The following is a 25,692-nucleotide window of genomic DNA, read 5'->3' as shown; positions in this document are numbered from 1 at the left end:
GAAAGACTCGGCCTGTATTGAAAAGGACGGTTCTTATGTTGGTCATCGATACCAGTTTCCCCGCCAGGGATTTCAACGAACGTCACGGCGAACCCGTGCGGCAGGTGATCCTGCATTACACCGCGGCCCCGTTCGCCTCCTCCTTGCGCACCCTCACCCGTAACGGGGTCAGCGCGCATTACCTGCTGCCGGATCCCCATGAGCCCGGCTACCGCGCCGCCGGGTATGACGAGTTGCGCGTGTTTCGCCTGGTGCACGAAAACCAGCGCGCCTGGCATGCCGGGGCGAGCCACTGGGGTGGGCGCGATAACCTCAACAGTCGGGCGATCGGCATCGAAATCGTCAACCTGGCCCGGGATGACGGCGGCGTATTCACCTTTCCCGCGTACGGCCAGGAGCAGGTGGCGGTGTTGATCGCATTGCTTCGCGACATCCTTGGGCGTTACCCGCAGATCGGACCGGCCGACATTCTTGGGCATTCGGACGTGGCGTACTGGCGCAAGAGCGATCCGGGACCGCGCCTGCCGTGGCGCGGTTTGTTCGAGGCGGGAGTCGGGGCGTGGTTCGACGAGTCGACGCGGGCCATGTACCAGCGCCGGTTTTGTGTCGGGCTGCCGCCTGAAGTGGAGGTGGAGCGGGCATTTCAGCGCTATGGCTATAAGCCGGCGCAGAATCGCCAGGCGTTCGAGCAGCGCACCCGGGCGTTTCAGATGCACTTTCGGGCGCGGGATTATGGTGGTGTGTTGGATGCCGAGACCTGCGCGATCCTGTATGCCTTGAACGAAAAATACCGCGGACTTTGATCTCATCCATCAGTCAACCATCACTGCCCCCTAAATCCTTTTCTCGCTGGTGCGTCTCCAGAACAGGAAATCCGTGCGCATGCCCTTGGGCCAGACGCCAACGGATCGGCAGTTTGGTCACCATCATCCGCGTATTGAGGGATCGAGAGATGTCAGTCGCTACCAGCCGTATCGAAGATACCCAGGTGCATGAAACGCTTTATCAGTTCGACGAAAGCCCGCTGCTGGCCCGCCAGCGCCAGCAGGAATCCAACGCCCGCAGTTACCCACGGCGCATTCCCCTGGCGCTCAAGCGCGCCAAGGGGATCTACGTGGAAGACGTGGAGGGTCGCAGTTTCATCGACTGCCTGGCCGGCGCCGGCACCCTGGCGTTGGGTCACAACCACCCGGTGGTGATCCAGGCCATCCAGCAAGTGCTGAGCGACGAACTGCCGTTGCACACCCTGGACCTGACCACGCCGGTCAAGGACCAGTTTGTGCAGGACCTGTTCGGCCTGCTGCCGGCGGAACTGGCGCGGGAAGCCAAGATCCAGTTCTGCGGCCCCACCGGTACCGATGCCGTGGAAGCGGCGTTGAAATTGGTGCGCACTGCCACGGGGCGCAGCACGGTGCTGTCGTTCCAGGGCGGTTATCACGGCATGAGCCAGGGCGCGTTGAGCCTGATGGGCAGCCTGGGGCCGAAAAAACCCTTGGGTGCCTTGCTCGGCAATGGCGTGCAGTTTTTGCCATTCCCTTACGACTACCGTTGCCCGTTCGGTCTCGGCGGCGCAGAAGGCGTGCGGGTAAATCTGCATTACCTGGAAAACCTGCTCAACGATCCTGAAGCCGGGGTGTTGCTGCCGGCGGCGGTGATTGTCGAAGTGGTGCAGGGCGAGGGCGGGGTGATCCCGGCCGATCTCGACTGGCTGCGCGGCCTGCGGCGCATCACCGAACAGGCCGGCGTGGCGTTGATTGTCGATGAGATTCAGAGCGGTTTCGGCCGTACCGGCAAGATGTTTGCCTTCGAGCACGCCGGCATCATTCCGGATGTGGTGGTGATGTCCAAGGCCATCGGCGGCAGCCTGCCGTTGGCGGTGGTGGTGTATCGCGACTGGCTCGACACCTGGCTGCCGGGCGCCCATGCCGGGACATTCCGTGGCAATCAGATGGCCATGGCGGCCGGTTCGGCGGTGATGCGCTACCTCAAGGAGCACGACCTGGCCGGCCACGCGACCGCCATGGGCGAGCGCCTGGGCGAACACCTGCGCATCCTGCAGCGTGACTACCCGCACCTGGGGGATATTCGCGGGCGCGGGCTGATGCTCGGCGTGGAACTGGTGGACCCGGACGGCACCCTGGATATCCAGGGCCACCCGCCGGTGCATCGCCAGCTGGCACCGCTGGTACAGCGCGAATGCCTCAAGCGCGGCCTGATCCTCGAGCTGGGCGGCCGGCATGGCAGCGTGGTGCGCTTCCTGCCGCCCCTGGTGATCAGCGCCGCCGAGATCGACCGCGTGGCCGAGATCTTCGGGCGCGCCCTGGCGGCAGCCGTCGCCAGCCTCTAATTTTTTGGCGTGTTGGTACGTTTCTACAGATATCAGCGCTGCGCGTGGTGCGCAGCCAGCCTTTGAGCGATGGAGAACAGCAATGACCTCAGTATTTGACCGCGACGACATCCTGTTTCAGGTAGTGGTCAACCATGAAGAACAGTATTCCATCTGGCCCGACTACAAGGCCGTGCCGGAAGGCTGGCGCACCGTGGGCAAGAGCGGCCTGAAGAAAGAGTGCCTGGCCTACATCGAAGAAACCTGGACCGATATGCGTCCGTTGAGCCTGCGCCAGAAGATGGACGGCGCAACGCTGGCCTGACGCAAAACCTTCAGTAGGCCGGCCTGTTATGGTGGGCGGGCCTGTTGTGGCAAGCAGGCTTTTTGTGGCAAGCGGGCTTGTTGTGGTGAGCGGGCTTGTTGTGGTGAGCGGGCTTGCCCCGCGCTGGGCTGCGAAGCAGCCCCACTCAAGAAGCACTCGGTGTATCAGGCATAACTCAGCGGCTGGTTTTGGGGCTGCTTCGCAGCCCAGCGCGGGGCAAGCCCGCTCACCACCACAAGCCCGCTCACCACAATAAGTTCACCACAAACCACAATAAGCTCATCACATTCGCCCTGACCTTACGCGTTCTTGTCCTTCTCCAACCCCCCCGCAGCCCCCGTCACCACCTGCACACTCAAGCGCGGCGTGGCCAGGTCCAGACCGGCTTCATCCAGATGCCGCTTCAGCGACAGGTTGAACGCCCGCGACACTTCCCACTGCTTGATCGGCGCCGTCTTGAAGCGCGCGCGCAGGATCGCACTGCCTGACTCGAAGCTTTCCACCCCCTGGATCTCCAGCGGCGACCAGATATTGCGGCGTTGCAGCGGATCGTTGCGCATTTTCTGGCCGACATCGCGCATCAGCTTGATCGCATCGTCGATTTCCATGTTGTACGGGATCGCCACCCGGAAGATCGCATAGCCGAACTCCCGCGAGTAGTTCTTGATGCTCTTGATCTCGCTGAACGGGATGGTGTGCACGATGCCGTCAATGTCGCGCAGGCGCACGGTACGGATGGTCAGGCCTTCGACGGTGCCGAGGTGGCCGCCGACGTCCACGTAGTCATCGATGGCCAGGGAGTCTTCGATGATGATGAACAGGCCGGTGATCAAGTCGGCCACCAGTGACTGCGCACCAAAACCGATGGCCAGGCCGATCACACCGGCACCGGCCAGCAGTGGCGTGACGTTCATGCCCATGTTCGCCAGGGCGACGATGGCGGCGATGATGAAGATGGTCACGAACAGCACGTTGCGGATCAGCGGCATCATGGTCTGCGCGCGGGCATTGGCCAGGCCTTTGCGCGAGCGGGTGAGGGCGTGATGGATGGCGGTGTCGCTGAGGATCCAGATCAACCAGGCAAATAGCAGCGTGCCGCCCAGGCCGAACAGCTTGACGCTGATTTCATGGCCGTCGCCTTCGGTAAAGCGGATCAGCGACAGGCCCCAGACCCGCAGCCCGAGTTCGATAAACACCAGCCACACCACCAGGTGGGCGAGGGTGTAGACGAAGCTTTTCAGGCGTTCGGAGTACAGCGCATGGCGCTTGTGCCCCCGTTGCGGCTTGAGCGCATGGCGCCGCACCAGGCCGTTGATCACCATGCACAACACCAGCAACACCGTGCACAACAGCGACTGGCGCAGGGCGGTGCTGGTGTCGCCGGCGGAGACGAAGGTGGCGAACAGCGAGATGCCCACCAACAGCAAGGCGGGGATGTACCAGAAGGTGCCGACGATCTCGATGGTGTCGCTGAGGGCGCGGCGGGTCAGGCGGCGCGACAGGGGCTGGTTGCGGATCAGGTGGGCGATCGGCCGTCGGAAACGCAGGATGAACACGCCGGTGGACAGCGCGGCCATCACATTGGCGACCGTGGCCGCCGTGTGGGCCAGGTGCTGGCCGAGCGCAGCCACCAGCCGCGGGTCGCTCAAGGCTTCACCGAAGGCGGCAAAGCTGCCGATCCACCACAGCGGGCGGAACGCCTGGTGGCGCAGGATATACAGCGCGCGGTGGCGGTGCGGGCCGTCGAGCAGGGAGAAGGCAATCACGCAGATCGCCGAGAAACAGGTGCCGACCACCAGCGCATACGCCAGCACCATCGCCAGGGATTTGCCCAGGGACGAGGGCAGGGCGTAGCTCAGGTACACGGTGATCACCAGTGCGATCAGCCAGGGCCCCAGCTTGCGCAGGGCGAAGCGCAGCATGTCCCAGGTACGCGGGTGTTGCGGCAGCTCCTCGGGCAGGCCGAAGCGCTCGCGTACCCGGTGGCTCAGCCAGATCAACGCGGCTGCCAGCAGGCTCCATACCGCGAGAATCACTGCAAAGCCGAAAATGATCGGCAGCCATTCGCTGGCCGGCAGCATCAGGGCGCTGAGTTCGTCCTTGGCCAGGTCGATTTCATTCGACCAGCGCCCCAGCGGGCTGTCGGCGCCGGAGAACTGCTGCTCCAGGCCCGACAGCGTACTGCCGATCAGCCCGAGCACGCCTTGCTCGGCGGCGGGCTGGGCCTTCTGGGTAGCGGCGCGCAGCTTCTTCAAGTCGCTCAGCAACTGGGTGCGTTGCTGGTCGTTTTCCAGGGTCTTGATCACCTCGTCCAGCGACTGCCCCAACGGCACTTCGGCCTGGGGTTGGGCCTTGGTGGTGCCGAGCAGCCCGGGCAGGCCCACCGCTTGGGCAGGCGAGAGCGGCAGCAGCGTGAGCAGGGCGATCAGGAAACAGCAGGGCAGGGCAAACAGACGGGAAAGCACGAGGCGGTCAACCTTGGAAACGACGGGTTGAGCGAGTGTACGAGTGCAAGCGTCATTCGGCCAGTTTGGCGAGGATCTTGTACACCACGGTGCCCAGGATCAGCAGCATGCCGACCCACATGCCGAACACGCCGAGGGGCTTGTCGCGGAAGTTGAAGCCGACGGCGAGCATGATCATGCCGATCAGGATAGGGATAAGCATGGCGTGGAAGGAGGACATGGAGATCATGGGGCGACGGCCTTGTCGGAGTGGGAATACTGACAAGTCTAGGTCGGATTGCAGGAAATGCAGGTGATGCAGATCAGGTGGACGTAAACCAAATGTGGGGGGCAAGTGCGAATCGTCGCACCGCCCCTCCCACATGTTGACGACATCCAGTCCTGGTCTTAGGGCAGGTCGTGGCTGGCGTAGAACGCGCCCAACACCTTCACCAGATGCGCCAGGTCATGGCTGCCGCACAGTTCACGAATGGAGTGCATGGCAAACGTCGGCAAACCGATATCCACCGTACGCACACCCAGGTGGCTGGCGGTGATCGGGCCGATGGTCGAGCCGCAGCCCATGTCGCTGCGCACCACGAAGCTCTGCACCGGCACTTCCTGGGCCATGCACAGGTGACGGAAGAACCCGGCGGTTTCGCTGTTGGTGGCGTAGCGCTGGTTGCTGTTGACCTTGATCACCGGGCCGGCATTGAGCTTGGGGCCGTGGTTGGCGTCGTGCTTATCGGCGTAGTTGGGGTGTACGCCGTGGGCATTGTCGGCCGACACCAGCAGGGATTTCTGAATGGTGCGTACGAATTCATCACCTTCAGGCAACAGGCGACGCAGGGTCTGTTCCAGCATCGGGCCGTCGGCACCGCAGGCCGAGCAGGAACCGACTTCCTCGTGGTCGTTGCACACCAGCACGCAGGTTTCGTCGCTCTCGCTGGTGAGCAAGGCTTGCAGGCCGGCGTAGCACGACAGCAGGTTATCGAGGCGTGCGCCGGCGATGAAGTCGCCGTTCAGGCCGATGACGGCGGCGCTCTGGGTGTCGTAGAAGCTCAACTCGTAGTCGAGTACCACATCGGCGTTCAGCCCATGCTCCCGTGCCAGCTGCTCGGTGAGCACGGCACGGAAGTCCACGCGTTCATCACCGGCAAATTGCGCGAGGATCGGCGGCAATTCGGTCTGGGCATTGATCGCCCAGCCCTGGTTGGCTTCACGGTTCAGGTGAATGGCCAGGTTGGGGATGATGGCGATGGGCAGCTTGAAGTCGATCAGCTGGCTTTCGACCTTGCCGTCACGGCGGAAGGTGACGCGGCCGGCCAGGGACAGGTCGCGGTCGAACCACGGCGCCAGCAGCGCGCCGCCGTAGACTTCCACGCCGAGTTGCCAGAAGCCCTGGCGTTGCAGCTCAGGCTGGGGCTTGACCCGCAGGCACGGGCTGTCGGTATGGGCGCCGACCAGGCGAATCCCGCCTTGCAACGGCGAATGGCGGCCGAGCTTGAAGGCGATGATCGAGGAATCGTTGCGGGTCACGTAGTAGCGACCGTTGGCTTCGGTGGCCCAGGTCTCGCGCTCGTCGAGGCGCTGGAAACCGGCCGCTTCCAGGCGCTGGGCCAGGGCGGCGGTGGCATGAAAAGGAGTAGGGGAGGCCTTGAGGAAGTCGATCAGGCCTTGATTCAACGCTTCGCGCATAAATAGCTCCAGACAGCAATGCGCGGAGTTTACCGTTCGAGGGCGAGAAGTGCACAGAACAAATGTGGGAGGAGGCAAGTCGCACCGCCTCTCCCACATGTACTGTATTTACAGCTTTAGAAGGGCGCCGGGCACTCAAAGCGCAAGCGCTCACCGCTTTGCGGGTGAGTGAAGCTCAGCATGCTCGCGTGCAGGCACAGGCGCGGCCAGGCAGCCAGGGCCTGTTCATGGGCATACAGGCCGTCACCGAGCAACGGATGCCCGATGGACAGCATGTGCACGCGCAACTGGTGCGACCTTCCGGTAATCGGCGTCAGCTCGACGCGGCACCAGTCGCCACAGCGTTCCAGCACTTTCCAGAAGGTCAGCGCATGCTTGCCGAACTCGTGGTCCACCACATGGCGGGGTTTGGTCGGCGGGTCATAGCGCAAGGGCAGGTCGATGCTGCCGCTGTCCAGTTCCGGCTGGCCCCAGGCCAACGCGGTGTAGGCCTTTTCGGTTTCGCGGTCGTGAAACTGGCGGGACAGTTCGCGATGGGTATCGGCATCCCGGGCCAGCAGGATGATCCCCGAGGTTTCCCAGTCCAGGCGATGGACGATGCGGGCTTCGGGGTAGCCGTTTTCCTGCAGGCGGGTAATCAGGCAGTCCTTGTTGTCATCGGCGCGGCCGGGCACCGAGAGCAACAGGGTCGGCTTGTTCACCACCAGGACAGCATCGTCCTGATGCAGGATATGAATAGTGGACAGCGGCATTAAACAGCCTCGCAACAAACGCCAACGGCGGCTCGACCACCCGGTTCCCGCGAAGGGATCAAGGTGACCGAGCCGCCGTGGCGGCCGCCTGTTCGATCAACGATCAGGCAGGGTGATATTGAGTTCCAGAATCGAGCAGCTGCCGTCATTTTCCAGGGCGACATGCACGTCATCGTTGCCGATATTGACGTACTTGCGGATCACCTCCACCAGCTCCTTCTGCAAGGCTGGCAGGTAATCCGGGGTACTGCGTTGGCCGCGTTCGTGCGCCACGATGATCTGTAGACGCTCTTTCGCGACCGACGCGGTGCTTGGCTTTTTGTTGGCGCGAAAGAAGTCGAGAAATTTCATTGTTTAGTTGCCTCCAAAGATACGCTCGAAGAATCCCTTCTTCTTAACATCGAGGAAGCGATGTTCCACGGTCTTGCCCAGCAAGCGATCAACCGCATCGCTGTACGCCTGGCCGGCGTCGCTCTGGTCGTCGAGAATCACCGGGACGCCCTGGTTGGAAGCCTTCAGCACGGCCTGGGATTCCGGGATCACACCCAGCAGGGTTACGGCGAGGATTTCCTTGACGTCTTCAACACCGAGCATTTCGCCGTTGCTGACGCGCTCAGGGTTGTAGCGGGTGAGCAGCAGGTGTTCCTTGATCGGGTCCTGGCCTTCCTCGGCGCGCTTGGACTTGCTGGCCAACAGGCCGAGCATGCGGTCCGAGTCACGTACCGAAGACACTTCCGGGTTGGTCACCACGATGGCTTCATCGGCGAAGTACATCGCCAGGTGAGCACCGGTTTCGATACCGGCCGGGGAGTCGCAGACCACGTACTCGAAGGTTTCCTTCAGTTCAGCGAGGACCTTGCCTACGCCTTCCTTGGTCAGCGCATCTTTGTCGCGGGTCTGGCTGGCGGCCAGTACATACAGGTTCTCAAGGCGCTTGTCCTTGATCAGGGCCTGTTGCAGGTTGGCTTCGCCGTTCACCACGTTGACGAAGTCGTACACCACGCGGCGTTCGCAGCCCATGATCAGGTCGAGGTTACGCAAACCGACGTCGAAGTCGACGATGACTGTCTTGTGGCCGCGCAGAGCGAGGCCGGTACCGATAGCGGCGCTGGTGGTGGTCTTACCCACACCACCCTTGCCGGATGTAACCACGAGAATCTTGGCCAAGGTGTTTCACCCCTAAGGAAAAAGGACTTTTCAGCCCCTGAAAAACATCTCTTGGAACTCGCCGCAGGCGGACAGCCTTTGTAGGAAAAAAGACGGGTTTTCGCAGGAAAAACGCCAACCTTCAAATGTTCCTACGCAAGTAATGCCAGTTTCGCTGTGCTATCAGAGTCTAGAGATGCTTGGAAAATGCGGCAGTATCCGTTAAAGACGGATGATGTTCAACACATCGCCCGACAGGCTGACCTGCACCGCGGCTCCCCACAGCGGATCGCGGCGCAAATCTTCCGAAACCTTGTACTGGCCCGCAATGGACACCAGCTCAGCGGTCAATTGCTGGCAAAAAATGCGCGCCTTGGTATCCCCCTTGATGCCGGCGAGGGCACGTCCGCGCATCGGGCCGTATACATGGATATTGCCATCGGCGAGAAGTTCCGCGCCGGGACTGACCGAAGAGATCACCACCAGGTCGCCGCCCTGGGCGTAAATCTGCTGTCCGCCGCGTACGGGCGTGGTGATTATCTTTGTAGGCTTGATCGTCGGTTCCGCTGGTTTTTCCGGTTTTTTCTGCACTTCGCCGACCAAAGGTTCCAGTGGACGCTCACGCGCGCCGGAGGGTGGCAGTACTGGCAGTTCAATGGCGATGGCGGCGGCAATGTCTTCGATGCGGCTGGCACGAATCGCCAGGGTTCGCAGGCCGTGGGAGCGGCACACGCGCATCAGGCCGGGCAGGTCGATGCTGCCCTGGCCGGCCGGCAGTTTGTCCAGGGCCAGTACCAGCGGGGCGTTGTTGAAGAAGTTCGGCGCCAGGGCGACCTTGGCGGCGAGCTGGCGGTCCAGGGCGTCGAGGTCGTTGCGGGCCAGTTCCAGCACGGTGATGGCGAGCATGCTGCCTTTCAGCTGGAACACGGGATCTTGGTCTAGCGGTTCGGTTTGGCTCATGGTCGGCAAAAAGCGGCTTGTCACGAAAAGTGTCGAGACTTATAACGAGAACACTCACTGGCCGCAAGCCGAGTCGAACCGTTGTAGAATGCGCGGCCCTGTCTTTCCCGGAATCTGTAATGGATCGCCCGCGTTTTCGAGCTGTATTTTTTCACCCGCGCTTTTGGCTGTTATGGCTGGGACTCGGCCTGCTGTGGCTGGTGACCCAACTGCCGTACCGTGCGCTGCTGACCATTGGTCGCCTGCTGGGTGCAGGCATGTACCGTGTGGCCGGCGAACGTCGCCGCATCGCCGCACGCAACCTGGAACTGTGTTTCCCGGAAAAATCCCCCGCAGAGCGCAAGAAGCTGCTCAAGGAAAACTTCGCCTCCACCGGCATTGCCTTCTTCGAAATGGCCATGAGCTGGTGGTGGTCGCGCCAGCGCCTGGCGCGCCTGGCCCATGTCGAAGGCCTGGAACACCTCAAGCAGGCCCAACTGGATGGCAAGGGCGTGATCCTCATGGCCCTGCACTTCACCACCCTGGAAATCGGTGCGGCCCTGCTGGGGCAGAAGCACACCATCGACGGCATGTACCGCGAGCACGGCAACCCGCTGTTCGACTATATCCAGCGCCGTGGCCGCGAGCGGCATAACCTCGACTCCCTGGCGGTCGAGCGCGAAGACGTGCGCGGCATGCTCAAGCTGCTGCGTGCCGGCCGCGCCATCTGGTATGCACCGGACCAGGACTACGGCGCCAAGCAAAGTATCTTCGTGCCGCTGTTCGGCATCCAGGCCGCCACCGTGCCTGCCACCAGCAAGTTCGCCAAGCTGGGCAAGGCGCTGGTGGTGCCGTTCACCCAGCAGCGCCTGGCGGACGGCAGCGGTTACCGCCTGGTGATCCACCCGCCGTTGACCGACTTCCCCGGCGAAAGCGATGAAGTCGACTGCCTGCGCATCAACCAGTGGGTGGAAGCCTCGGTGCGTGAATGTCCCGAGCAATACCTGTGGACCCACCGCCGCTTCAAGAGTCGGCCACCGGGCGAACCCAAGCTGTACGAAAAACGCCGTCGCTAAGACCGAATTTCCCCCACATGGAGTGATGCAATGCGCGCAGCTGAACCGGTTACAGGCTTGATTCTTTCCGGCGGCGGGGCGCGAGCGGCGTATCAGGTGGGGGTATTGGCGGCGATTGCCGAGCTGTTGCCGCCGGGGGCTCCCAACCCTTTTCCGGTGATCGTCGGCACGTCGGCCGGTGCGATCAATGCGGTGAGCCTGGCCAGCGGTGCGATGGACTTCACGGCGGCGATCCAGCGCCTGACTGCGTTCTGGCAGGGGTTTCGCAGCCACCTGGTATTGCGCAGCGATTGGCCGGGGGTGGTGCGCCAGGCGAGTCGCTTCTTTACCCACAGCTTGCTGGGGCTGGGCCGGCAGTTGCCGGTGGCGCTGCTCAACAGCTCGCCGCTGCGGGACTTGTTGCAGGACAAACTGCATTTGGCAGGTATCGACGAGGCCATCCGCCAACAGCACCTGCATGCGGTCGCCGTCACGGCCTTCGGCTATGAATCCGGGCAGGCGGTGACCTTCTATCAGGGCGGCGGCACCATCGACGCCTGGTTGCGCCATCGGCGTATCGGAGTGCCGACGCAACTGACCGTTGAACACCTGCTGGCCAGTTCGGCGATCCCCTTGCTGTTTGCCCCGGTGAAACTCGACCAGGAATACTTCGGTGACGGCGCGGTGCGCCAATCCGCCCCCATCAGCCCGGCGCTGCACCTGGGGGCGACCCGGGTGCTGGTGGTGGGTGTCAGCGGTAACCCGCGGGGCAATGAACCGATGGCGCAACGCACCTATACCGGCCAGGAGCCGACGTTGGCCCAGATCGGCGGGCATATGCTCAACAGCACGTTCATTGACAGCCTGGAAAGCGATATCGAACTGCTGGAGCGTCTGAACCAGTTCAGCCATCACCAGCCAGCCGACAGCGCGGCCCGTGGCCTGGCACCGGTGGAAGTGCTGGTCATTGCGCCAAGCCAGCCGATCGACGAAATCGCCGCAAGGCATCGGCAGGAATTGCCGGCGGCATTGCGTCTGTTCCTGCGTGGGCCGGGGGCGACCAAGACGAGCGGGGCAGGGGTGCTGAGTTACTTGCTGTTCGAGGCGGGGTATTGCAGCGAGTTGATTGAGTTGGGCAGGAAGGATGCGCTGGCCAAGCGTGAAGAGATCATGCGGTTCCTGGGCCTGCCGCCTATCTGAATGTGGGAGGGAGCAAGTCCCTCCCACATGTGTCTTGCAGTAGCTTTTAGAAGTGATACTTGACCAGGAAGCTCGCCGTGTCCTGGGTCGTCTTGAACGCGCCGGAATCCTCGATCCCGTACTTGTTCTTCCAGTAGTCGTATTCAAAGCCCACGTACAACTGCTTGTCGCCCCAATGCAGCGCCTTGCCCAAGTCGTATTTGACCTGCGGGTTGAAGTGCAGGTTGGCGTGGTAAGTGCCACGGGCGTTCTTGTCGTTGTCCACCACCCAATCCATGAAGCCGTCGATCAGGATATTCGAGTTGCCCACCGGCAGGGTGTACGACCATACCGGGGTGATCTGCCATACACCGTCGCCTGGGCGATTGCCTTCGGTCTGGCGCTGGTAGAAGTTCAGCTGGAAGTAGTCGAAGCCCGGGATGTTCAGGTCGAAGCCAGGGCCGAGCAGGTACGACTCGTTGTCGCCTTCGCCGAACTCATACGTGAAGGCCAGCAACACATCCTTGATCGGGCCGAAGGACAGGTCCTGGTCGAAAATCTTGCCGAACGACAGTCGCGGGCTGATCTCACCGTAATACGTGCTTGGGCCGACGTTGCCGTCTTCCTTGCCGTTGTAAAAGATGCGGTCGACGAAGACGAAGTTGTCGCCGTACTTCCAGGCATCGGCATGTTCGAACGTGACGGTTTGCTGGATCTGCGGGTTGACGGTAAAGCTCTTGCCCCACAGATACGTCAGGCTGTTGTTCTGCCACTGCAACAAGTCACCGGCCACGGCCTGGCCGCCGGCCAGCAGGGATCCCGCCAGCATCAGGCCTTTGAACAGAGGTTTCATTCGGTTGCTCCCGAGTTAAAGTTTTATGGTTTTTCTTCTACACAAGCGCTCTGGTGCGGCGCCTTTAGTGGTTACAAAAGTGGTCTGAATGGTCAGCTTTATTGCTACAGCAAGACCCGCGCCAAGGCGGTAAACAACCGTCGATTCAAGCGGGCGCGGAGAATACTGGCTCCCACGTCAGGGCTCAAGTGCGCCGTTACAGCGCGCACAGGGCGACAATGGGGCACGTGTCAGGTATGGGCGGGGTCGACTACGGGGCGTTCGGCCCCGCCGAGAATGTTGAACAGGATATTCAGCGACAGTGCGCTGAGGGTCGCCATGGCGATGCCGCTGTGGGTGATCGGGCTCATCCACACGGGCAACTGTGCGAAGAACTCCGGGCGCACCACGGGGATCAGGCCCATGCCGATGCTCACCGCCACCAGCAACTGGTTGCGACGGTCGGCGATATCGGCCTCCTGGAGGATCTTGATGCCGGTGGCCGCCACCATGCCGAACATGGCGATCGCCGCCCCACCGAGTACCGCCGGGGGAATCGACGCCACCAGGTACGCGGCCTTGGGCAACAGGCTGAGCACAATCAGGAAGGCACCGGCCATCATTGTCACCGAGCGGCAACGCACGCCGGTCATCTGCACCAGGCCGATGTTCTGCGCGAAGGAGGAATGGGTGAAGGTGTTGAAGAAACCGGCGAAGAACGACGCACCGGCATCACACAGCAAGCCACGGCGCAGCATTTTCGGCGTGACGTCCTGGCCGGTGATCTTGCCCAGCGCCAGGAACATTCCGGTGGATTCGACGAAGATAATCACCACCACCAGGCACATCGACAGGATCGGCGCCAGTTCGAACCTGGGCATGCCGAAGTGCAGCGGCGTCACCACTTGCACCCACGGCGCCTGGGCCAGGCCGCTGAGGTCAACCATGCCGATGGCCCCGCACAGGGCGTAACCCAGGCCCATGCCGATCAGCACCGAGATATTCACCCAGAAGCCGCGCATGAAGCGGTTGATCAGCAGGATGGTCGCCAGTACCAGGGCGGCAATCGCCAGGTAAATCGGTGAGCCGAACGTGGCCGCTGCGCTGCCGCCACCGGCCCAGTTCACAGCCACGGGGAACAGCGACAGGCCGATGGCCGTGATCACGGTGCCGGTCACCAGCGGCGGAAAAAAGCGTACGACCTTGGACATGAACGGTGCGATCAGCATGCCGAAGAACCCGGCGGCGATGGTAGCGCCGAAGATGCCCTGCAGGCCGATACCGGGCATGCCCGCCATGGCGACCATGCTGCCCACAGCGGCGAAACTGGCGCCCATCATCACCGGCATACGGATGCCCACCGGGCCGATGCCGAATGACTGCACCAGGGTGGCGATGCCGGCTACCAGCAGGTCGGCGTTGATCAGAAAGGCGATTTCTTCACGGCTCAGGCCGGCGGCCTGGCCAATGATCAGGGGGACGGCGACGGCGCCGCCGTACATCAGCAAGACGTGTTGCAGGCCTACCAGAATCAGTTGCAAGAGGGGCAGCCGCACCATGGCGGGTGCGGCAGGAATCTGCGGTTCGACTAACTCGGTCATGCAACACCTCGGATCTTTTTTATTTTTGTGTTGTGTGGAACGCAATCTTCAAAACACTGCAGGTCCAAATGTGGGAGGGGGCAAGCCCCTCCCACATTGGAACTATGTGAATCTGTTAGTTGGTACGCGCCCCCTGATTGATCCAGGTGCCAATCAAATCCCGCTCCTGCTGGGTCATCTGGGTGATGTTGCCCAGCGGCATGATCTGGCTTGCCACGGCCTGCGCCTGGATGCGCGCCGCCTGTTGCTGGATCTGCGCCGGGGTATCGAACATCACGCCGGCCGGGGCGGTGCTGAACAGCGGGCTGGTGGGTTTGGCCGAATGGCACACGGCGCAACGCTCCTGGATCACCCCGTGGACCTTGTCGAAATCAATCGTCGCCTGGGCAGGCGCAGGTGCGGCGGCCGGAGCTACCGGCGCGGCGGGTTTCAAGCCACCGCCCAATGCGGTTTCCGGCAACGGTTGGTACTCAATGGCCGCCGGTGCCTTGGCGACTTCCGCCACCGGCTTGGGCCCGGTCACATACGCCAGGCAAATCATGGCCAACGCACCCACGGGCAAGGTCCACGCATACTTCTGGCTGTTATGCCGCGTGTTGAAGTAGTGCCGCACCAGCACCGCCGCCACCGCGATCCCTGCCAGGATCAGCCAGTTGTATTGGCTGCCGTAGGTGCTCGGGAAGTGGTTGCTGATCATGATGAACAGCACCGGCAGGGTGAAGTAGTTGTTGTGCCGTGAGCGCAGCAGACCCTTGGCCGGCAGGGCCGGATCGGGCGTGCGGTGCTCGGCGATCGCCGCCACCAACGCGCGCTGCGCCGGCATGATGATGCGGAACACGTTACCGACCATGATGGTGCCGATCACCGCGCCCACGTGCAGGTACGCACCACGGCCGCTGAACACTTTGCTGAAGCCGTACGCGGCGGCAATCAACAGCACGAACAGGATCAAGCCGAGCAGGGCAGGGCGTTTGCCCAGGGCCGAGTCGCAGAGGAAGGAGTAGATGAACCAGCCGGCGAACAGTGAGCCGATGCCCAGCAAGACGCCTTCGCCGCCACTGAGGCTGCTGCCGGGGGCGAGCAGGTAGAGCGTCGGGTTGAGGTAGAACACCACGCACAGCAGCGCGACGCCCGACATCCAGGTGAAATAGGCTTCCCATTTGAACCAGTGCAGGTTGTCCGGCATGGTCGGCGGGGCCAGTTTGTATTTTTCCAGGTGGTAGATACCGCCACCGTGGATCGCCCACAAGTCACCGGACAGGCCGTCCTTGGGGTTGACGCGGTTGAGGTTGTTTTCCAGCCAGACGAAGTAGAACGAAGCGCCGATCCAGGCGACGCCAGTGATCATGTGAACCCAGCGCACGCTGAGGTTCAGCCATTCCAACAGATGTGCTTCCACAGTCTTTACCTCTCGCCTGTCACCCTTGTTGTCGGGTGATCCGGCCTTCTCTTATTGGTGGGGGGCGAGGATCAACCGCTCATCCTCTTTGAAAAAATGCTCATCGCAGTTATTGCCTGTGCCACTGCGATCAACCACCAGGAAGTCATCCCGCTTTTCGATCGTCAGCACCGGGTGGTGCCAGACGCCGCGATGGTAATTGATGCCCTGCCTGCCGTTGGTGACGAAGGCGCGGACCAAGCCTGATACAGGTGCATCGCCAAGTGGCGCGACCACGATCAGAAAGGGGTTGCCGAGCAGCGGAATGAAGGCCTGGCTGCCGAGCGGGTGTCTCTCCAGCATGCACACGGTCAGCGGCATATCCAGCGCGTCGGCGCGGAAGATGCTGATGATCGCGTTGTCTTCAGGCTGTGCGGTTTCTACCGTTGCCAGCTTGTGAAAGCGCATGGTCGACCCGTTGTTGATCATGAAGTGATCGCTGCCGTCGGTTTCGATAACGTCTCCGAAAGGGGCGAAGGCTTCTTTGGTCAGGGGTTCGATCATCAGTGTGCGCATGGCTGTCTTCTTATCCGAGTTCTGTGTTGTTAAAACTATTTTGTGTGTGGCAATGAGCTTATGTGGTGAGCGGGCTTGCCCGCGCTGGGCTGCGAAGCGGCCCCAACAAGATCATTGCGTTTCTTCTGTGAAAACGCGGTGTCTGCTTCCAGGGTCGCTTCGCGCCCCAACGCGGGCGGTGCGACGATTCGACAAGCCCGCTCACCACAACAAGCTCTTTTGCCACAGGATTCAGCGTTTACCTGGAGACTTTACCCAGCACACGCAGGCGACTCACACCGCCATCCGGGAACACGTTCAGGCGGATATGGGTGATCGGCCCCAGCGCCTTGATCTGCTCGGCGAAGGTGTGTTCGGCGTGCATTTCCAGTTTCTGCGCCGGCAGCAGTTCGCGCCAGAACAGCGACTGGGTTTCGATCTGGCTGTCGGTGCCGCCCTTCACGAAGGCGCCCTGGATCGAGCAGGTGTCCGGGTAGTTGCCCTTGAAGTGCAGGGTGTCGACGATGATCTTCTCGATTTCGCCGGGGTGGCCCAGGGCGACGATCACCCAGTCATTGCCTGGCGTGCGACGACGGGCAGTTTCCCAGCCATCGCCCATGTTGACGCCACGGCCTGGGTTGAGAATGTTGCTCATGCGGCCGAAGTGTTCATCGGAACACGCCAGTGCGCGACCACCGTTCAATGCGGCAGCCAGGTCGATCTGTTCGTTGTCGCCCACTGCCGACCAGTCGCGGAACGGCACGCCGTACACACGCAGACGGGCCACGCCGCCATCCGGGTAGATGTTGAAACGCAGGTGGCTGAACGCCTGGTCGTTGCTGATCTCGTGGTAGTGGTGGCTGTTGCCTTGCAGCTCGACGGCCGACAGGACTTCTACCCACTGGGTGTTGTCGTCAGGCTCGCCCGAGGCCAGGAAGCAGGCTTCCAGGGAGGCCGACGGCGGGTAGTTGCCGGTGAAGAATGACGTGTCGATGTCCACGCCCTTGATCGAGCCCGGTACGCCCAGGCGGATCACTGCGCTGTCGTAGCCTTCGAAGCGCTTGCGGCGTGACTCCCAGCCGTCCATCCACTTGCCGTTGTCATCGAAAACGCCCTCCTTCCACACGGCCGGGGTCGGCTGGAACAGGCGGTTGGCGTCGGCGAACCAGTCATCTGTCACGGAGATGATCTTGGTGCCCAGGCGGGCGTCGGCCAGGTTGACGAACTTTTCGAAAGGTACGGCGTAAGCTTTCATTCTTCTTGTCTGCCTTAAATTGAGTGGCTGGGGATGGTGGTTTAGAGGGTCAGTAAACGGAACAACGCGATCTTGTTGATCTCGTCCAGCGCGCACTTGAACTCGGCATCCACCGAGTTGTGAATGCGGGTTTCGAACGCGGCGAGAATCTGGTGCCGGTTGCTGCCTTTTACCGCCATGATGAAGGGAAACTTGAACTTGGCCTTGTAGGCATCGTTCAGCTCGGTGAAGCGTGAGAACTCTTCGGCCGTGCAGTGGTGAATCCCCGCGCCAGCTTGCTCTTCGGTGCTGGCTTGGGTGAGTTGGCCCTGGACGGCCGCTTTGCCGGCCAGGTCCGGGTGAGCGTTGATCAACGCCAGCTGACTGGCGTGATCGGCGCTCAACAGGATGTCGCTCATGCGCTGGTGCAGGGTTTCGATCTGGTCGATCGAGGCGTCCTGGCCCAGGTCGAAGGCCTTTTCGGCCACCCATGGCGAGTGTTCGTAGATGTCGGCGAAGGCCTGGACGAAGGCGTCACGGCTCAAGGTCGAGGGTTTCAAGGTCTGGAAGGCGCTCATTTGGCCGCTCCCTGGAACGGGTGTACGTCATGCCAGTGGCGGGCGATGTCGACGCGGCGGGTGAACCACACCTGGTCATGGCCCTTGGCGTATTCGATAAAGCGCTTGAGGGCGGCCAGGCGCGCCGGGCGGCCGATCAGGCGGCAATGCAGGCCGATGGACAGCATCTTCGGTGCCTCGGCGCCTTCGGCATACAGCACGTCGAACGCGTCTTTCAGGTACTCGAAAAAGTCATCGCCCTTGTTGAAACCCTGCACCTGGGTGAAGCGCATATCGTTGGTGTCCAGGGTGTAGGGGATCACCAGGTGCGGCTTGCCGGTGGGGGTGTTGGGTTCCCAGTAGGGCAGGTCGTCGTCGTAGGTGTCGCAGTCGTACAGGAAGCCGCCTTCCTCCATCACCAGCCGCCGCGTGTTGGGGCCGGTGCGCCCGGTGTACCAGCCCAACGGGCGTTCGCCGGTGAGTTCGGTGAGGATGCGGATGGCTTCGAGCATATGCTCGCGCTCCTGGGCCTCGTCCATGTATTGGTAGTCGATCCAGCGGTAGCCGTGGCTGCAGATCTCGTGGCCGGCGTCGACCATGGCGCGGATCACATCCGGGTGACGCTGGGCAGCCATGGCCACGGCGAAGATGGTCAAAGGAATGTCGAATTCCTTGAACAACTTGAGGATGCGCCACACGCCGGCCCGGCTGCCGTATTCGTACAGCGACTCCATGCTCATGTTGCGCTCGCCCTGCAGCGGCTGGGCCGAGACCATTTCCGAAAGGAAGGCTTCGGACTCTTTGTCACCATGCAGAATGTTGCGCTCGCCGCCTTCTTCGTAGTTGAGTACGAACGACAAGGCGATGCGTGCCTTGCCCGGCCAGTGGGGGTGAGGAGGGTTACTGCCGTAACCGATCAGGTCGCGTGGGTAGTCAGCGCTCACTGCAGTCTTCCTTCTTGTTCGTGGTAGCAAGTGTGTGGCGGCCAGCGGAAAGACTGGGTGGCGTCACAGCGATGGGCTGATTGTATACAACTTAATGGTCACTTTGTAAGCCTGTATTTCCGCATTTTTTCCGTGGAGTTGCCGCCGTTCAGCACTGCAAGAAACTTGCCCGATTGGTCAGTAAACGGACAAAAGGTCTTTTAAAAGCAAGGCTTGCTGGGAAATCCCGTTGAGGATCGAGGCGTCGCAGCCTGTGCGAAACTTTGTGGTTTTTATTGTGTACAATTTTTATTAAAAGTGTCTTAATCGGCCTATCAGCGGCTTTTTGATGCCCCGTAAAGGTGCAGCCTATTTCACTTCATGCAAGGGAGCCCGCCCCATGGGACGACTGACGACACACGTACTCGACGCAGCCCACGGCTGCCCCGGCAGCGCCATCCAGGTTGAGCTGTACCGCGTCGACGGCGCGCAGCTGGAACTGGTCGCCACTGCGCTGACCAACAGCGATGGCCGCTGCGACGCGCCGTTACTGCAAGGTGATGACTACCGCAGCGGTGTCTACCAATTGCAATTCAGCGCCGGCGATTACTACCGCGCCCGCGGTGTGCAATTACCGGAGCCGGCCTTCCTGGATGTGGTGGTATTGCGCTTCGGCATCAGCGCCGAACAGGATCACTACCATGTGCCCCTGCTGATTTCGCCCTACAGCTACTCCACCTATCGCGGTAGCTGAGTCGTCACCTGGTTACACCCCCAAGCTCTTCGTTGGTTTTTCGCCCGCCCACACTGCGGGCTTTTTTTGTGCGCGGCACCCGTCAATTATCTAGCGCCCCCTGGGCGTTTGCGCTGCATAGGCTAGGGCTTTCCTCGACGAAGATACCGCCGTGACTTCACCTACCGATCCCGATATGGCTGACGACGATGCGTTGCAGGCCATGCGTCGCCAACTGACCCGGTCCATCAACCGCAGCCCCCATCCCAGCCTGTTGATCAATTGGCTGGCCATTGCCGACCTGCGCTGCGCCCAGTCGGCCAAACACCAGTCTCGCCTGATCCTGCATGCGCCCAAGGTGCTGCGGGTGATTCGCGCCGAGCTGCGCAAGGCCTTTGACCTGGACCCGGACGGCCTGCTCTTCACCGAACCCAAGCCGCCGGCAGCCGCGCAGCAGGTCGACAGTCTGACCGACCGTGCGTTACGGCTGATGGTGTTGCCTGCAGTGCCGATCAACCTCAATCAGTTCACCGCTGTCAGCCTCAAGGCCGAACCGGCACGCCAGCTGCCGTTTACGCCGCTGGAGGCGTTGCGCCGGGTGATTGCGCTCAACCTTTCGGCTCGACTTGCCCAGGTGCACAGCGCCTATTGGCAGGCGCTGGTGCCGGGTTCCTGGCTGACGCGCCAGGAACGCTGGGCGGCTTTGCACAAGCAGCAGTTCGCCGACCAGGCCTTTGTGGCGCGGCAGTTGGACGAGCTGTCGGAGGGGGCGATGGGCATGGTCCAGGCGCTGGCGGACGCTCCGACGGCCGAAGCGCGCCGACGCGCCGGTGAGCCATGGGCCAGCGTCCAGGCCAGTGAGTTGATGTGGCCGGGCGTGGGGCCGCGGCTGATGCCGATCCCCGGCGCCCTGCATATTTATCGCGAGGGCGACCCGGCGGGCGGGCCGCACGTGATGTACCTGCCGGGTGCCCGCCGCAACTACTACGAATATCCGTCGTTCGCCCACTTGCAGTGTGGCCTGGTGGCACTGATCAATGGCGCCTCGTTCGACGACCTCTGGCAGTGCCTGCCGCTGCGGCGCCGGCATGAGGTGTGCCGGCCCGAAGACGCGGCGGCGGCGCCCGGACGCGGTGTGGCATTGAGGGACGATGCGCTGGCATACAGCGCGCAGGCGGTGCTGGAGGGGCAATGGGAAAACGAGTTGGCCTGTGGGATGTCGATCAACCTTGCGCAGGTGTTTTCCGCCAGGCGCGAGCCGCTGGAGATGAATGCCGCGCGACTGCTCGCCTATATCGAACGCGCGCGCCGACACTGGGTGGGCAAGGCACGCCTGGGCAGTCTTCGCCGGACGTTGCAGGACTGGGATCAGCATCGACGGCGCAAGGAAATCCTGTTCGCCAGCACCGCCGCGCACCTGCCCATGAACACGGCGCTGCAACAGCTCAAACGGTATGAAAAAGGCCTGATGGCATTGCTTGACCCGCAGGACGTCGGGGCGGATACCCAGGCCTTTGACGATTTCGTCGTGTTGGAGCAGCGGCGCAAGGTGCACGCGGACACCCTGCACACGCTGCTGCACGGCGCGCAATTGCAGCTGTTCGACCCTGCCTTCTGGAAGGCGCGCCCCGCCGGTCAAGCCAGGCGCCTGAACGCGCTCATCGACGGGTGGAGTGATGTGCTGCGCGCCGACATCCTCTTGCTGCATCGGCTCCAATTGATCCGCGCAGTCCATCGCGACCTGCTGGTGGATGTGCTGGATACGCCGCTGGCCAGCAAGCGCGCCGGCAGTGATACCCGCGTGCTGTCCGTGCTGGTGGGCAGCGCCGACGCCTTTGAGCCTCTGCACAGCGTGTTTGCGGTGACCCGCACCACGGCGCTCAACGATCCGCAACGACGGGTGCCGGTGGTGCTGTGCGCGTTGGGGCGCGAGGGTGGCGTGGCGACGTTTGCCAGCCTCGAAGCCTTGTCCCTGGGCATCGAGGCCAGCCTCGACAGCCGTGATGGGTCTGTGTTGTGGCGCTACATCGAGCGGCCGCAGCGCAACGCCCTACGTGAACAGGTGGCCAATCAAACCCTGGCGGTGCGCTATGAGGTCAGCGAGGGTAATCCTGTGTTGCTTGCGCTCAAAAGGCTGATGAAGGGGTACCTGCGCCAGCAGCGCGGGTTTGATGGCAGCGCGAATATTTTCAGTGAAACCCGGGATGTCCAATTGACTCGCTCGCTGTTGGCCGTCGAGTTGGAGAAGCACCTCGACGCGCCGGTCAGCGATGCCCTGATTCAAGCACGGGCCCAGGTCGATCTGGTGCGCAAGGCGGCGAGTGCCAAACACAGATTGCCGAGTTGGCTGGCCGAGGCGACGGTGGCGCAACGCAACCGTTTCAAGTACCTGCAGAGCCGCTACCTGGGCAGCGTCCTGGCCTATGAAGAGCGCCTCGGGCAGCGTTTGCCGGATCTGCACAGCTTCGCCCGCCGCCTTTTGATTGCGCGCTTGCGTGAGGACGGCCTGCCGCCGCAACTGGACATCGACACTCCGTTTATCGAAATGCCCGACCGGGTCGATGGCCGCTTCTGCGGTTGGGAAAGCGGCTGTACGGTCGGCGATCGCAAGGAAGTCCTCGCGCCCAGTACTGAGCGTTCGCGCTTGAGCCTGCTGCAACTGGCACTGCACAACCTCGACCCGCAGATGATGTCCACCTGGTGGCGCTTCCGTTATGCCCAGTACCTGCAACCGGCCTGGCGGCAGCAACTGAGCCCGCGTTACCTGATCGGCATGGTGTCCTCGCTGGATATTGGCGGGCGCTACGAAGCCTTGATCAATCGTGCGTTTTATCCCCCCGATGCCGCTGCGCACCGGCTGAGCGACGCACGTGTCCCGGAGCTGCTCAGGCGGGCCTTGCAGGCGGGTATCGAGGCGGATCTCCATTCGGCGATTCAGCAGGGGCTGACCCCGAGTGCCCAACGTTTTTTCAACACGGCAATGGCGGCCCGTGTGCCCGCGGATTTGCTTGCACACGGCGATCAGTTGCAACTGCACGTGGCGCATCTGGTGGGCCATACCCTGCAGCACGATCGCTATATCGCCGGCATCCTGCTGATTCACGACCTGTTGTCGCAACGCTGCGTGGTCTATTGGCCCAGTGCGCCGGATGCGCGGCACATTCATGAGTACGCCAGCCTGCAAGAGGCCCATGAGCACTTCAATCGTGTCGGGGCGTTGCCCGATTACGTCAGCGCCCTGGCCCGGCATGTTGCGCCGGGCTGGGCGTTTGAAGCCATCGCCCATCACCCGGGCCCGGTGCACGCGCAAGCCGGCTTTTTTCAGCCGAGTAATCTGCTGCCGGGCGCGATCATGCTGCAGGGGCTCTGGCGCGCGGCTGATTTCGTTCGCTCATTCAATATCAAGCACCTGGTGCCCGCGGCGCGTGTCGAGGAGATTGAACAGCAACTGCTTGAGCAAATCGCCAGCGACCCGCTGAACTGGCTGGCCTGGGTCCCGACGTCCCACGCCGATGCCCAGGCCCTGTTGTACCGGGCGCGGGTGCTTGAGTTGCACCGCCAGGCCCAGGCGCACAGTCAGTCCGGCCAGGCGCTGCAGCGCTACCGCGAACAGCGCCTGGAGGCGCAACGTGACACGCGTCGGCGGGCGTTGCTGTCGGTGGTGGTGCCGTTTTTCAGCTTGGGTAACCAGCTGTACGAGTTGCTGCTCACCTCGCGGCGTTATCACCGCTATGGTGATGCGCGGGATGCGGTGGATGTGGCGTTTGGCACGGTGTTTTTGACGATAGACCTGTTACTGACGTTTTTCCCCGGCCCCAAGCTGAAGCCGGGCACTGTGGCGAACCCGGCGGTCCGTTCCATGGGCGCCGGCTTGAATCGTATCCACCGCGCGAGCGTCTCGACGTTGGGCCGGGTCGCCCCATTGGAGCCGTCGCCATCGAGGGGCGCGCGCTTCAATCCCCTGGAGCGTTTCAAAACCCAGGGTGCGCCGCAGGAGGCCGTGGCGTTGAAGGGGCCGGGCGAAAAAGGCATCTATGTCAAACACGGCGAGTACTTCATGGTGGACGACACGCACCACTACCCGGTTTACCGACGTGGCGACGAAGCGTATTTCCGCCTGAAGAACCGGCAGGCGCCGGGCACCGATGAGTTGATCCTGACGGTCCATGAGCCCCGGGAGTGGCTGCTGGGGGCGGATGCACCCGTGGCCGGGCCGAGTTCGGCCACGCTCACCCCGTGGCCGGTACCTGCCCGAGCACCAGGCTGGCGACCGCCCACGGCACCGATGGCCACCCACAACCGTATTCTTCAGTCCTCCGCGCCGGCGGACTACTGGTTCAGTTGGCGTACCCGGGTGCCTGAAGCCCAGGCGACGAGTACACCGGCTTCCGGGGTGTTTCACGTGCATCTGGAACCGCCCGGTTTTCCCTACGACGCTATTTACATCGGCTCCAGGTATGACACCGCGACGCAATCGGGCGTTGGTTATTACCGGTTGCTTCACCAGGGTGATCACGCACCGTTAAGCACACTCGGGTTTATTGCCAGGAACGAGCCGCTGGTTTCAAAGGCCCAGGTGGATATCGAGCGCTGGACCGGCGGCGCGCTGCAGGAGCAGCCGATTCCGGTGTCGCGCCTGCCATCGGGGGAGTGGCAATTGCACGCGCCGTTGTTCGACGGGCCGCTGGAGCCACAGGTGGGCAGGGCGTTCCCGGGCATTACGCGGCAAAGCCAGGCGTCTGCGATTGCCAGGGTGATTGAGTTGGCCGATTCCTCGCGCTCGGTCACGGCCAGCCATTTGCTCAACCTGCGGGCCACCCTGGACAACTGGTTGACCCCCAACCCTGTGAGGTTGGGCCAGACCGATGATTTGCTGAACCTGCTGCGGCCCACGCCAACGCGGGGCGCCAATCTGTTCATTGGCTACGAAGGCAAGGCGCCGGGTTTCACCCGTGTCGATTTCAGTTCGCCGGTCGCCGTGGCGCCGCGACTCAAGGCCGGTGGTGCGCAGGTCTCCGAAGCACGCAAAACCCTGCAGCGGGAGGCCGTCAGGGCTGTACTGGAGCAGCAGGGCTTCCGCCTTCACGAATGGCGTGTGCGGCGCGGCAAAATCCTCGTGCCTGAGCTGGTTGCCACCCATCCCCATTCGAACAACCTGTACTACGTGACCTATCAGTGGTTCGAACGCGGTTCGGTGGCGTTGAACAAGCGGCTCACTGACCGCTGGCTCCAGGCAGCCATCCGTTCGCACCGGGATTCCGTCCTCGCCGCCACGGTCAGCGGGGCGATGGAGGAACAGCGCCTGGTTCGGATCGTCGCAGGCATCCAGTGGCCGGTGCTGGGGAACCTGGCGCCCAGCGTTTACTTCGTCAAACTGAGCCCACCCGTGCCTTGAGCAGCGAGGCAACGCCGGCGCAGCCGAACAGCGCGGCGCTGACGCGGTTGAACCAGTGTTGGCCGCTGCCGCTGCGCAGGTAGCGCGCAGCACCATGGGCGCCGAGGCCGTAGGCGAGTTTGCACAGCAGGTCGAGGAGCGTCCAGGTGGCGATCATGATCAGTAATTGCGGCAGGAACGGCTGCTGGCTGCTGAGGAACTGCGGCAGGAAGGCGGCGAAAAACAGGATGTCCTTGGGGTTGCTGGCCCCCAGCACAAAGGCGCGGCCGAACAGCGCGCGAAAACGCGGCACCGGCGCCGCCTCCGGGACGGTCGCGCCGTGGGACGGCTGGCGCGATTGCTGCCAGCTCTGCCAGGCGAGGTAGAACAGGTAGAGCGCGCCGACGATCTTCAACGCGCTGAAGAGTTGTTCCGAAGCCAGCAGCAAGGCGCCCAGGCCCAGGGCCGACGCGCTCAACAGGCAGATCGAGGCAATCACCCCACCGAGAAATGCCGGGTACGAGCGGCGCAGGCCGTAGTTCAGGCTGTTGCTGATCATCAGCAACGACAGCGGCCCCGGGATCAGGATCACCACCAGCGCAGCGCCGCTGAACAGCAGCCAGGTTTCCAGACTCATTGCA

At 62.6% G+C, this 25,692-nt stretch carries 22 protein-coding genes; 7 read left to right on the top strand and 15 right to left on the bottom strand.

Going from position 1 to position 25,692, the window contains the following annotated elements; all coding sequences use genetic code 11:
- Positions 1-35 precede the first annotated feature (35 nt).
- The 3 genes from J1N02_RS04645 (at position 36) to J1N02_RS04635 (ending at position 2,651) form a co-directional block, all read left to right on the top strand.
- The gene (locus J1N02_RS04645) at positions 36-803 is read left to right on the top strand and encodes an N-acetylmuramoyl-L-alanine amidase (RefSeq protein WP_092355140.1); all 768 of its coding nucleotides are present in this window, start codon (positions 36-38) and stop codon (positions 801-803) included.
- A gap of 149 nt (positions 804-952) precedes the next feature.
- The gene (locus J1N02_RS04640; RefSeq protein ID WP_092355137.1) at positions 953-2,347 is read left to right on the top strand and encodes an aspartate aminotransferase family protein; all 1,395 of its coding nucleotides are present in this window, start codon (positions 953-955) and stop codon (positions 2,345-2,347) included.
- Between the two features lie 82 nt (positions 2,348-2,429).
- A complete protein-coding gene (locus J1N02_RS04635; RefSeq protein ID WP_027603905.1) occupies positions 2,430-2,651 on the top strand; it encodes an MbtH family protein in 222 nt (73 codons plus the stop codon).
- A 299-nt stretch (positions 2,652-2,950) separates the two neighbouring features.
- Here the strand turns inward: J1N02_RS04635 and J1N02_RS04630 are convergent, their stop codons facing one another.
- The 7 genes from J1N02_RS04630 to minC form a co-directional block, all read right to left on the bottom strand.
- The gene (locus tag J1N02_RS04630; protein ID WP_421147196.1) at positions 2,951-5,116 is read right to left on the bottom strand and encodes a mechanosensitive ion channel family protein; all 2,166 of its coding nucleotides are present in this window, start codon (positions 5,114-5,116) and stop codon (positions 2,951-2,953) included.
- 52 nt (positions 5,117-5,168) lie between these two features.
- On the bottom strand, positions 5,169-5,345 hold the full coding sequence (locus J1N02_RS04625; RefSeq protein WP_016970148.1) for a hypothetical protein: 177 nt from the start codon (positions 5,343-5,345) through the stop codon (positions 5,169-5,171).
- Between the two features lie 158 nt (positions 5,346-5,503).
- Positions 5,504-6,793 (bottom strand): M18 family aminopeptidase, encoded by a 1,290-nt coding sequence (locus J1N02_RS04620; protein WP_027603907.1) that lies wholly within the window; start codon positions 6,791-6,793, stop codon positions 5,504-5,506.
- A 116-nt stretch (positions 6,794-6,909) separates the two neighbouring features.
- Entirely contained in the window at positions 6,910-7,545 is a 636-nt protein-coding gene (locus J1N02_RS04615; RefSeq protein WP_027603908.1) for an RluA family pseudouridine synthase, read from the bottom strand.
- A 96-nt stretch (positions 7,546-7,641) separates the two neighbouring features.
- Positions 7,642-7,896 (bottom strand): cell division topological specificity factor MinE, encoded by a 255-nt coding sequence (gene minE / locus J1N02_RS04610; RefSeq protein ID WP_003175252.1) that lies wholly within the window; start codon positions 7,894-7,896, stop codon positions 7,642-7,644.
- Positions 7,897-7,899: 3 nt separating this feature from the next.
- Entirely contained in the window at positions 7,900-8,712 is an 813-nt protein-coding gene (minD, locus tag J1N02_RS04605) for a septum site-determining protein MinD (RefSeq protein ID WP_003175251.1), read from the bottom strand.
- A 201-nt stretch (positions 8,713-8,913) separates the two neighbouring features.
- The gene (minC, locus tag J1N02_RS04600; protein WP_027603909.1) at positions 8,914-9,651 is read right to left on the bottom strand and encodes a septum site-determining protein MinC; all 738 of its coding nucleotides are present in this window, start codon (positions 9,649-9,651) and stop codon (positions 8,914-8,916) included.
- 119 nt (positions 9,652-9,770) lie between these two features.
- Here minC and J1N02_RS04595 point away from each other — a divergent pair, with 119 nt between their 5' ends.
- Both J1N02_RS04595 and J1N02_RS04590 read left to right on the top strand, forming a co-directional pair.
- Positions 9,771-10,706, top strand: a complete 936-nt coding sequence (locus tag J1N02_RS04595) for a lipid A biosynthesis lauroyl acyltransferase (RefSeq protein ID WP_027603910.1) — start codon at positions 9,771-9,773, stop codon at positions 10,704-10,706.
- A gap of 30 nt (positions 10,707-10,736) precedes the next feature.
- On the top strand, positions 10,737-11,885 hold the full coding sequence (locus J1N02_RS04590; protein ID WP_027603911.1) for a patatin-like phospholipase family protein: 1,149 nt from the start codon (positions 10,737-10,739) through the stop codon (positions 11,883-11,885).
- Between the two features lie 46 nt (positions 11,886-11,931).
- Here J1N02_RS04590 and J1N02_RS04585 read toward each other — a convergent pair whose 3' ends face one another.
- The 7 genes from J1N02_RS04585 to puuE form a co-directional block, all read right to left on the bottom strand.
- Positions 11,932-12,717, bottom strand: coding sequence for an outer membrane protein OmpK (locus J1N02_RS04585; RefSeq protein WP_027603912.1), 786 nt, complete (start codon positions 12,715-12,717; stop codon positions 11,932-11,934).
- A 230-nt stretch (positions 12,718-12,947) separates the two neighbouring features.
- Positions 12,948-14,297 carry a nucleobase:cation symporter-2 family protein gene (locus J1N02_RS04580; RefSeq protein WP_092355131.1) on the bottom strand — a complete coding sequence of 450 codons (1,350 nt, stop codon included), beginning with the start codon at positions 14,295-14,297 and terminating at the stop codon, positions 12,948-12,950.
- Positions 14,298-14,412: 115 nt separating this feature from the next.
- The gene (locus J1N02_RS04575) at positions 14,413-15,696 is read right to left on the bottom strand and encodes a urate hydroxylase PuuD (RefSeq protein ID WP_421147195.1); all 1,284 of its coding nucleotides are present in this window, start codon (positions 15,694-15,696) and stop codon (positions 14,413-14,415) included.
- A gap of 51 nt (positions 15,697-15,747) precedes the next feature.
- Entirely contained in the window at positions 15,748-16,251 is a 504-nt protein-coding gene (locus J1N02_RS04570) for an ureidoglycolate lyase (protein WP_027603915.1), read from the bottom strand.
- Positions 16,252-16,489: 238 nt separating this feature from the next.
- Positions 16,490-17,485 (bottom strand): allantoicase, encoded by a 996-nt coding sequence (alc, locus tag J1N02_RS04565; protein ID WP_027603916.1) that lies wholly within the window; start codon positions 17,483-17,485, stop codon positions 16,490-16,492.
- A 41-nt stretch (positions 17,486-17,526) separates the two neighbouring features.
- A complete protein-coding gene (gene uraD, locus J1N02_RS04560) occupies positions 17,527-18,042 on the bottom strand; it encodes a 2-oxo-4-hydroxy-4-carboxy-5-ureidoimidazoline decarboxylase (RefSeq protein ID WP_421147194.1) in 516 nt (171 codons plus the stop codon).
- Positions 18,039-18,965, bottom strand: coding sequence for an allantoinase PuuE (gene puuE, locus J1N02_RS04555; protein ID WP_092355125.1), 927 nt, complete (start codon positions 18,963-18,965; stop codon positions 18,039-18,041). The genes uraD and puuE overlap by 4 nt, the downstream gene beginning before the upstream one ends.
- Before the next feature lie 379 nt (positions 18,966-19,344).
- Here puuE and uraH point away from each other — a divergent pair, with 379 nt between their 5' ends.
- Positions 19,345-19,698 carry a hydroxyisourate hydrolase gene (gene uraH / locus J1N02_RS04550; protein ID WP_065927242.1) on the top strand — a complete coding sequence of 118 codons (354 nt, stop codon included), beginning with the start codon at positions 19,345-19,347 and terminating at the stop codon, positions 19,696-19,698.
- Between the two features lie 151 nt (positions 19,699-19,849).
- Positions 19,850-25,072, top strand: a complete 5,223-nt coding sequence (locus J1N02_RS04545; protein ID WP_421147193.1) for a dermonecrotic toxin domain-containing protein — start codon at positions 19,850-19,852, stop codon at positions 25,070-25,072.
- Here the strand turns inward: J1N02_RS04545 and J1N02_RS04540 are convergent.
- Complete coding sequence (locus J1N02_RS04540) at positions 25,047-25,688, bottom strand: LysE family translocator (protein WP_027603921.1); 642 nt, start codon at positions 25,686-25,688, stop codon at positions 25,047-25,049. The two genes, J1N02_RS04545 and J1N02_RS04540, sit on opposite strands and share 26 nt — an antisense overlap.
- Positions 25,689-25,692: the final 4 nt, after the last annotated feature.

The sequence above is a fragment of the Pseudomonas sp. NFX5 genome, from assembly GCF_049132125.1.
GTDB lineage: Bacteria > Pseudomonadota > Gammaproteobacteria > Pseudomonadales > Pseudomonadaceae > Aquipseudomonas > Aquipseudomonas marginalis.
Note: the sequence above shows the minus strand (reverse complement) of the source record. Positions and strands in the feature narration are given on the sequence as shown.

Coding starts and splice junctions, on each gene's coding strand:
- minE (WP_003175252.1), bottom strand. CDS start 7,896: ATGAAATTTCTCGACTTCTTTCGCGCCAACAAAAAGCCAAGCACCGCG.
- J1N02_RS04615 (WP_027603908.1), bottom strand. CDS start 7,545: ATGCCGCTGTCCACTATTCATATCCTGCATCAGGACGATGCTGTCCTG.
- J1N02_RS04640 (WP_092355137.1), top strand. CDS start 953: ATGTCAGTCGCTACCAGCCGTATCGAAGATACCCAGGTGCATGAAACG.
- J1N02_RS04580 (WP_092355131.1), bottom strand. CDS start 14,297: ATGACCGAGTTAGTCGAACCGCAGATTCCTGCCGCACCCGCCATGGTG.
- J1N02_RS04620 (WP_027603907.1), bottom strand. CDS start 6,793: ATGCGCGAAGCGTTGAATCAAGGCCTGATCGACTTCCTCAAGGCCTCC.
- J1N02_RS04645 (WP_092355140.1), top strand. CDS start 36: ATGTTGGTCATCGATACCAGTTTCCCCGCCAGGGATTTCAACGAACGT.
- J1N02_RS04540 (WP_027603921.1), bottom strand. CDS start 25,688: ATGAGTCTGGAAACCTGGCTGCTGTTCAGCGGCGCTGCGCTGGTGGTG.
- uraH (WP_065927242.1), top strand. CDS start 19,345: ATGGGACGACTGACGACACACGTACTCGACGCAGCCCACGGCTGCCCC.
- J1N02_RS04570 (WP_027603915.1), bottom strand. CDS start 16,251: ATGCGCACACTGATGATCGAACCCCTGACCAAAGAAGCCTTCGCCCCT.
- uraD (WP_421147194.1), bottom strand. CDS start 18,042: ATGAGCGCCTTCCAGACCTTGAAACCCTCGACCTTGAGCCGTGACGCC.
- J1N02_RS04595 (WP_027603910.1), top strand. CDS start 9,771: ATGGATCGCCCGCGTTTTCGAGCTGTATTTTTTCACCCGCGCTTTTGG.
- minC (WP_027603909.1), bottom strand. CDS start 9,651: ATGAGCCAAACCGAACCGCTAGACCAAGATCCCGTGTTCCAGCTGAAA.
- J1N02_RS04625 (WP_016970148.1), bottom strand. CDS start 5,345: ATGATCTCCATGTCCTCCTTCCACGCCATGCTTATCCCTATCCTGATC.
- J1N02_RS04635 (WP_027603905.1), top strand. CDS start 2,430: ATGACCTCAGTATTTGACCGCGACGACATCCTGTTTCAGGTAGTGGTC.
- J1N02_RS04590 (WP_027603911.1), top strand. CDS start 10,737: ATGCGCGCAGCTGAACCGGTTACAGGCTTGATTCTTTCCGGCGGCGGG.
- alc (WP_027603916.1), bottom strand. CDS start 17,485: ATGAAAGCTTACGCCGTACCTTTCGAAAAGTTCGTCAACCTGGCCGAC.
- J1N02_RS04585 (WP_027603912.1), bottom strand. CDS start 12,717: ATGAAACCTCTGTTCAAAGGCCTGATGCTGGCGGGATCCCTGCTGGCC.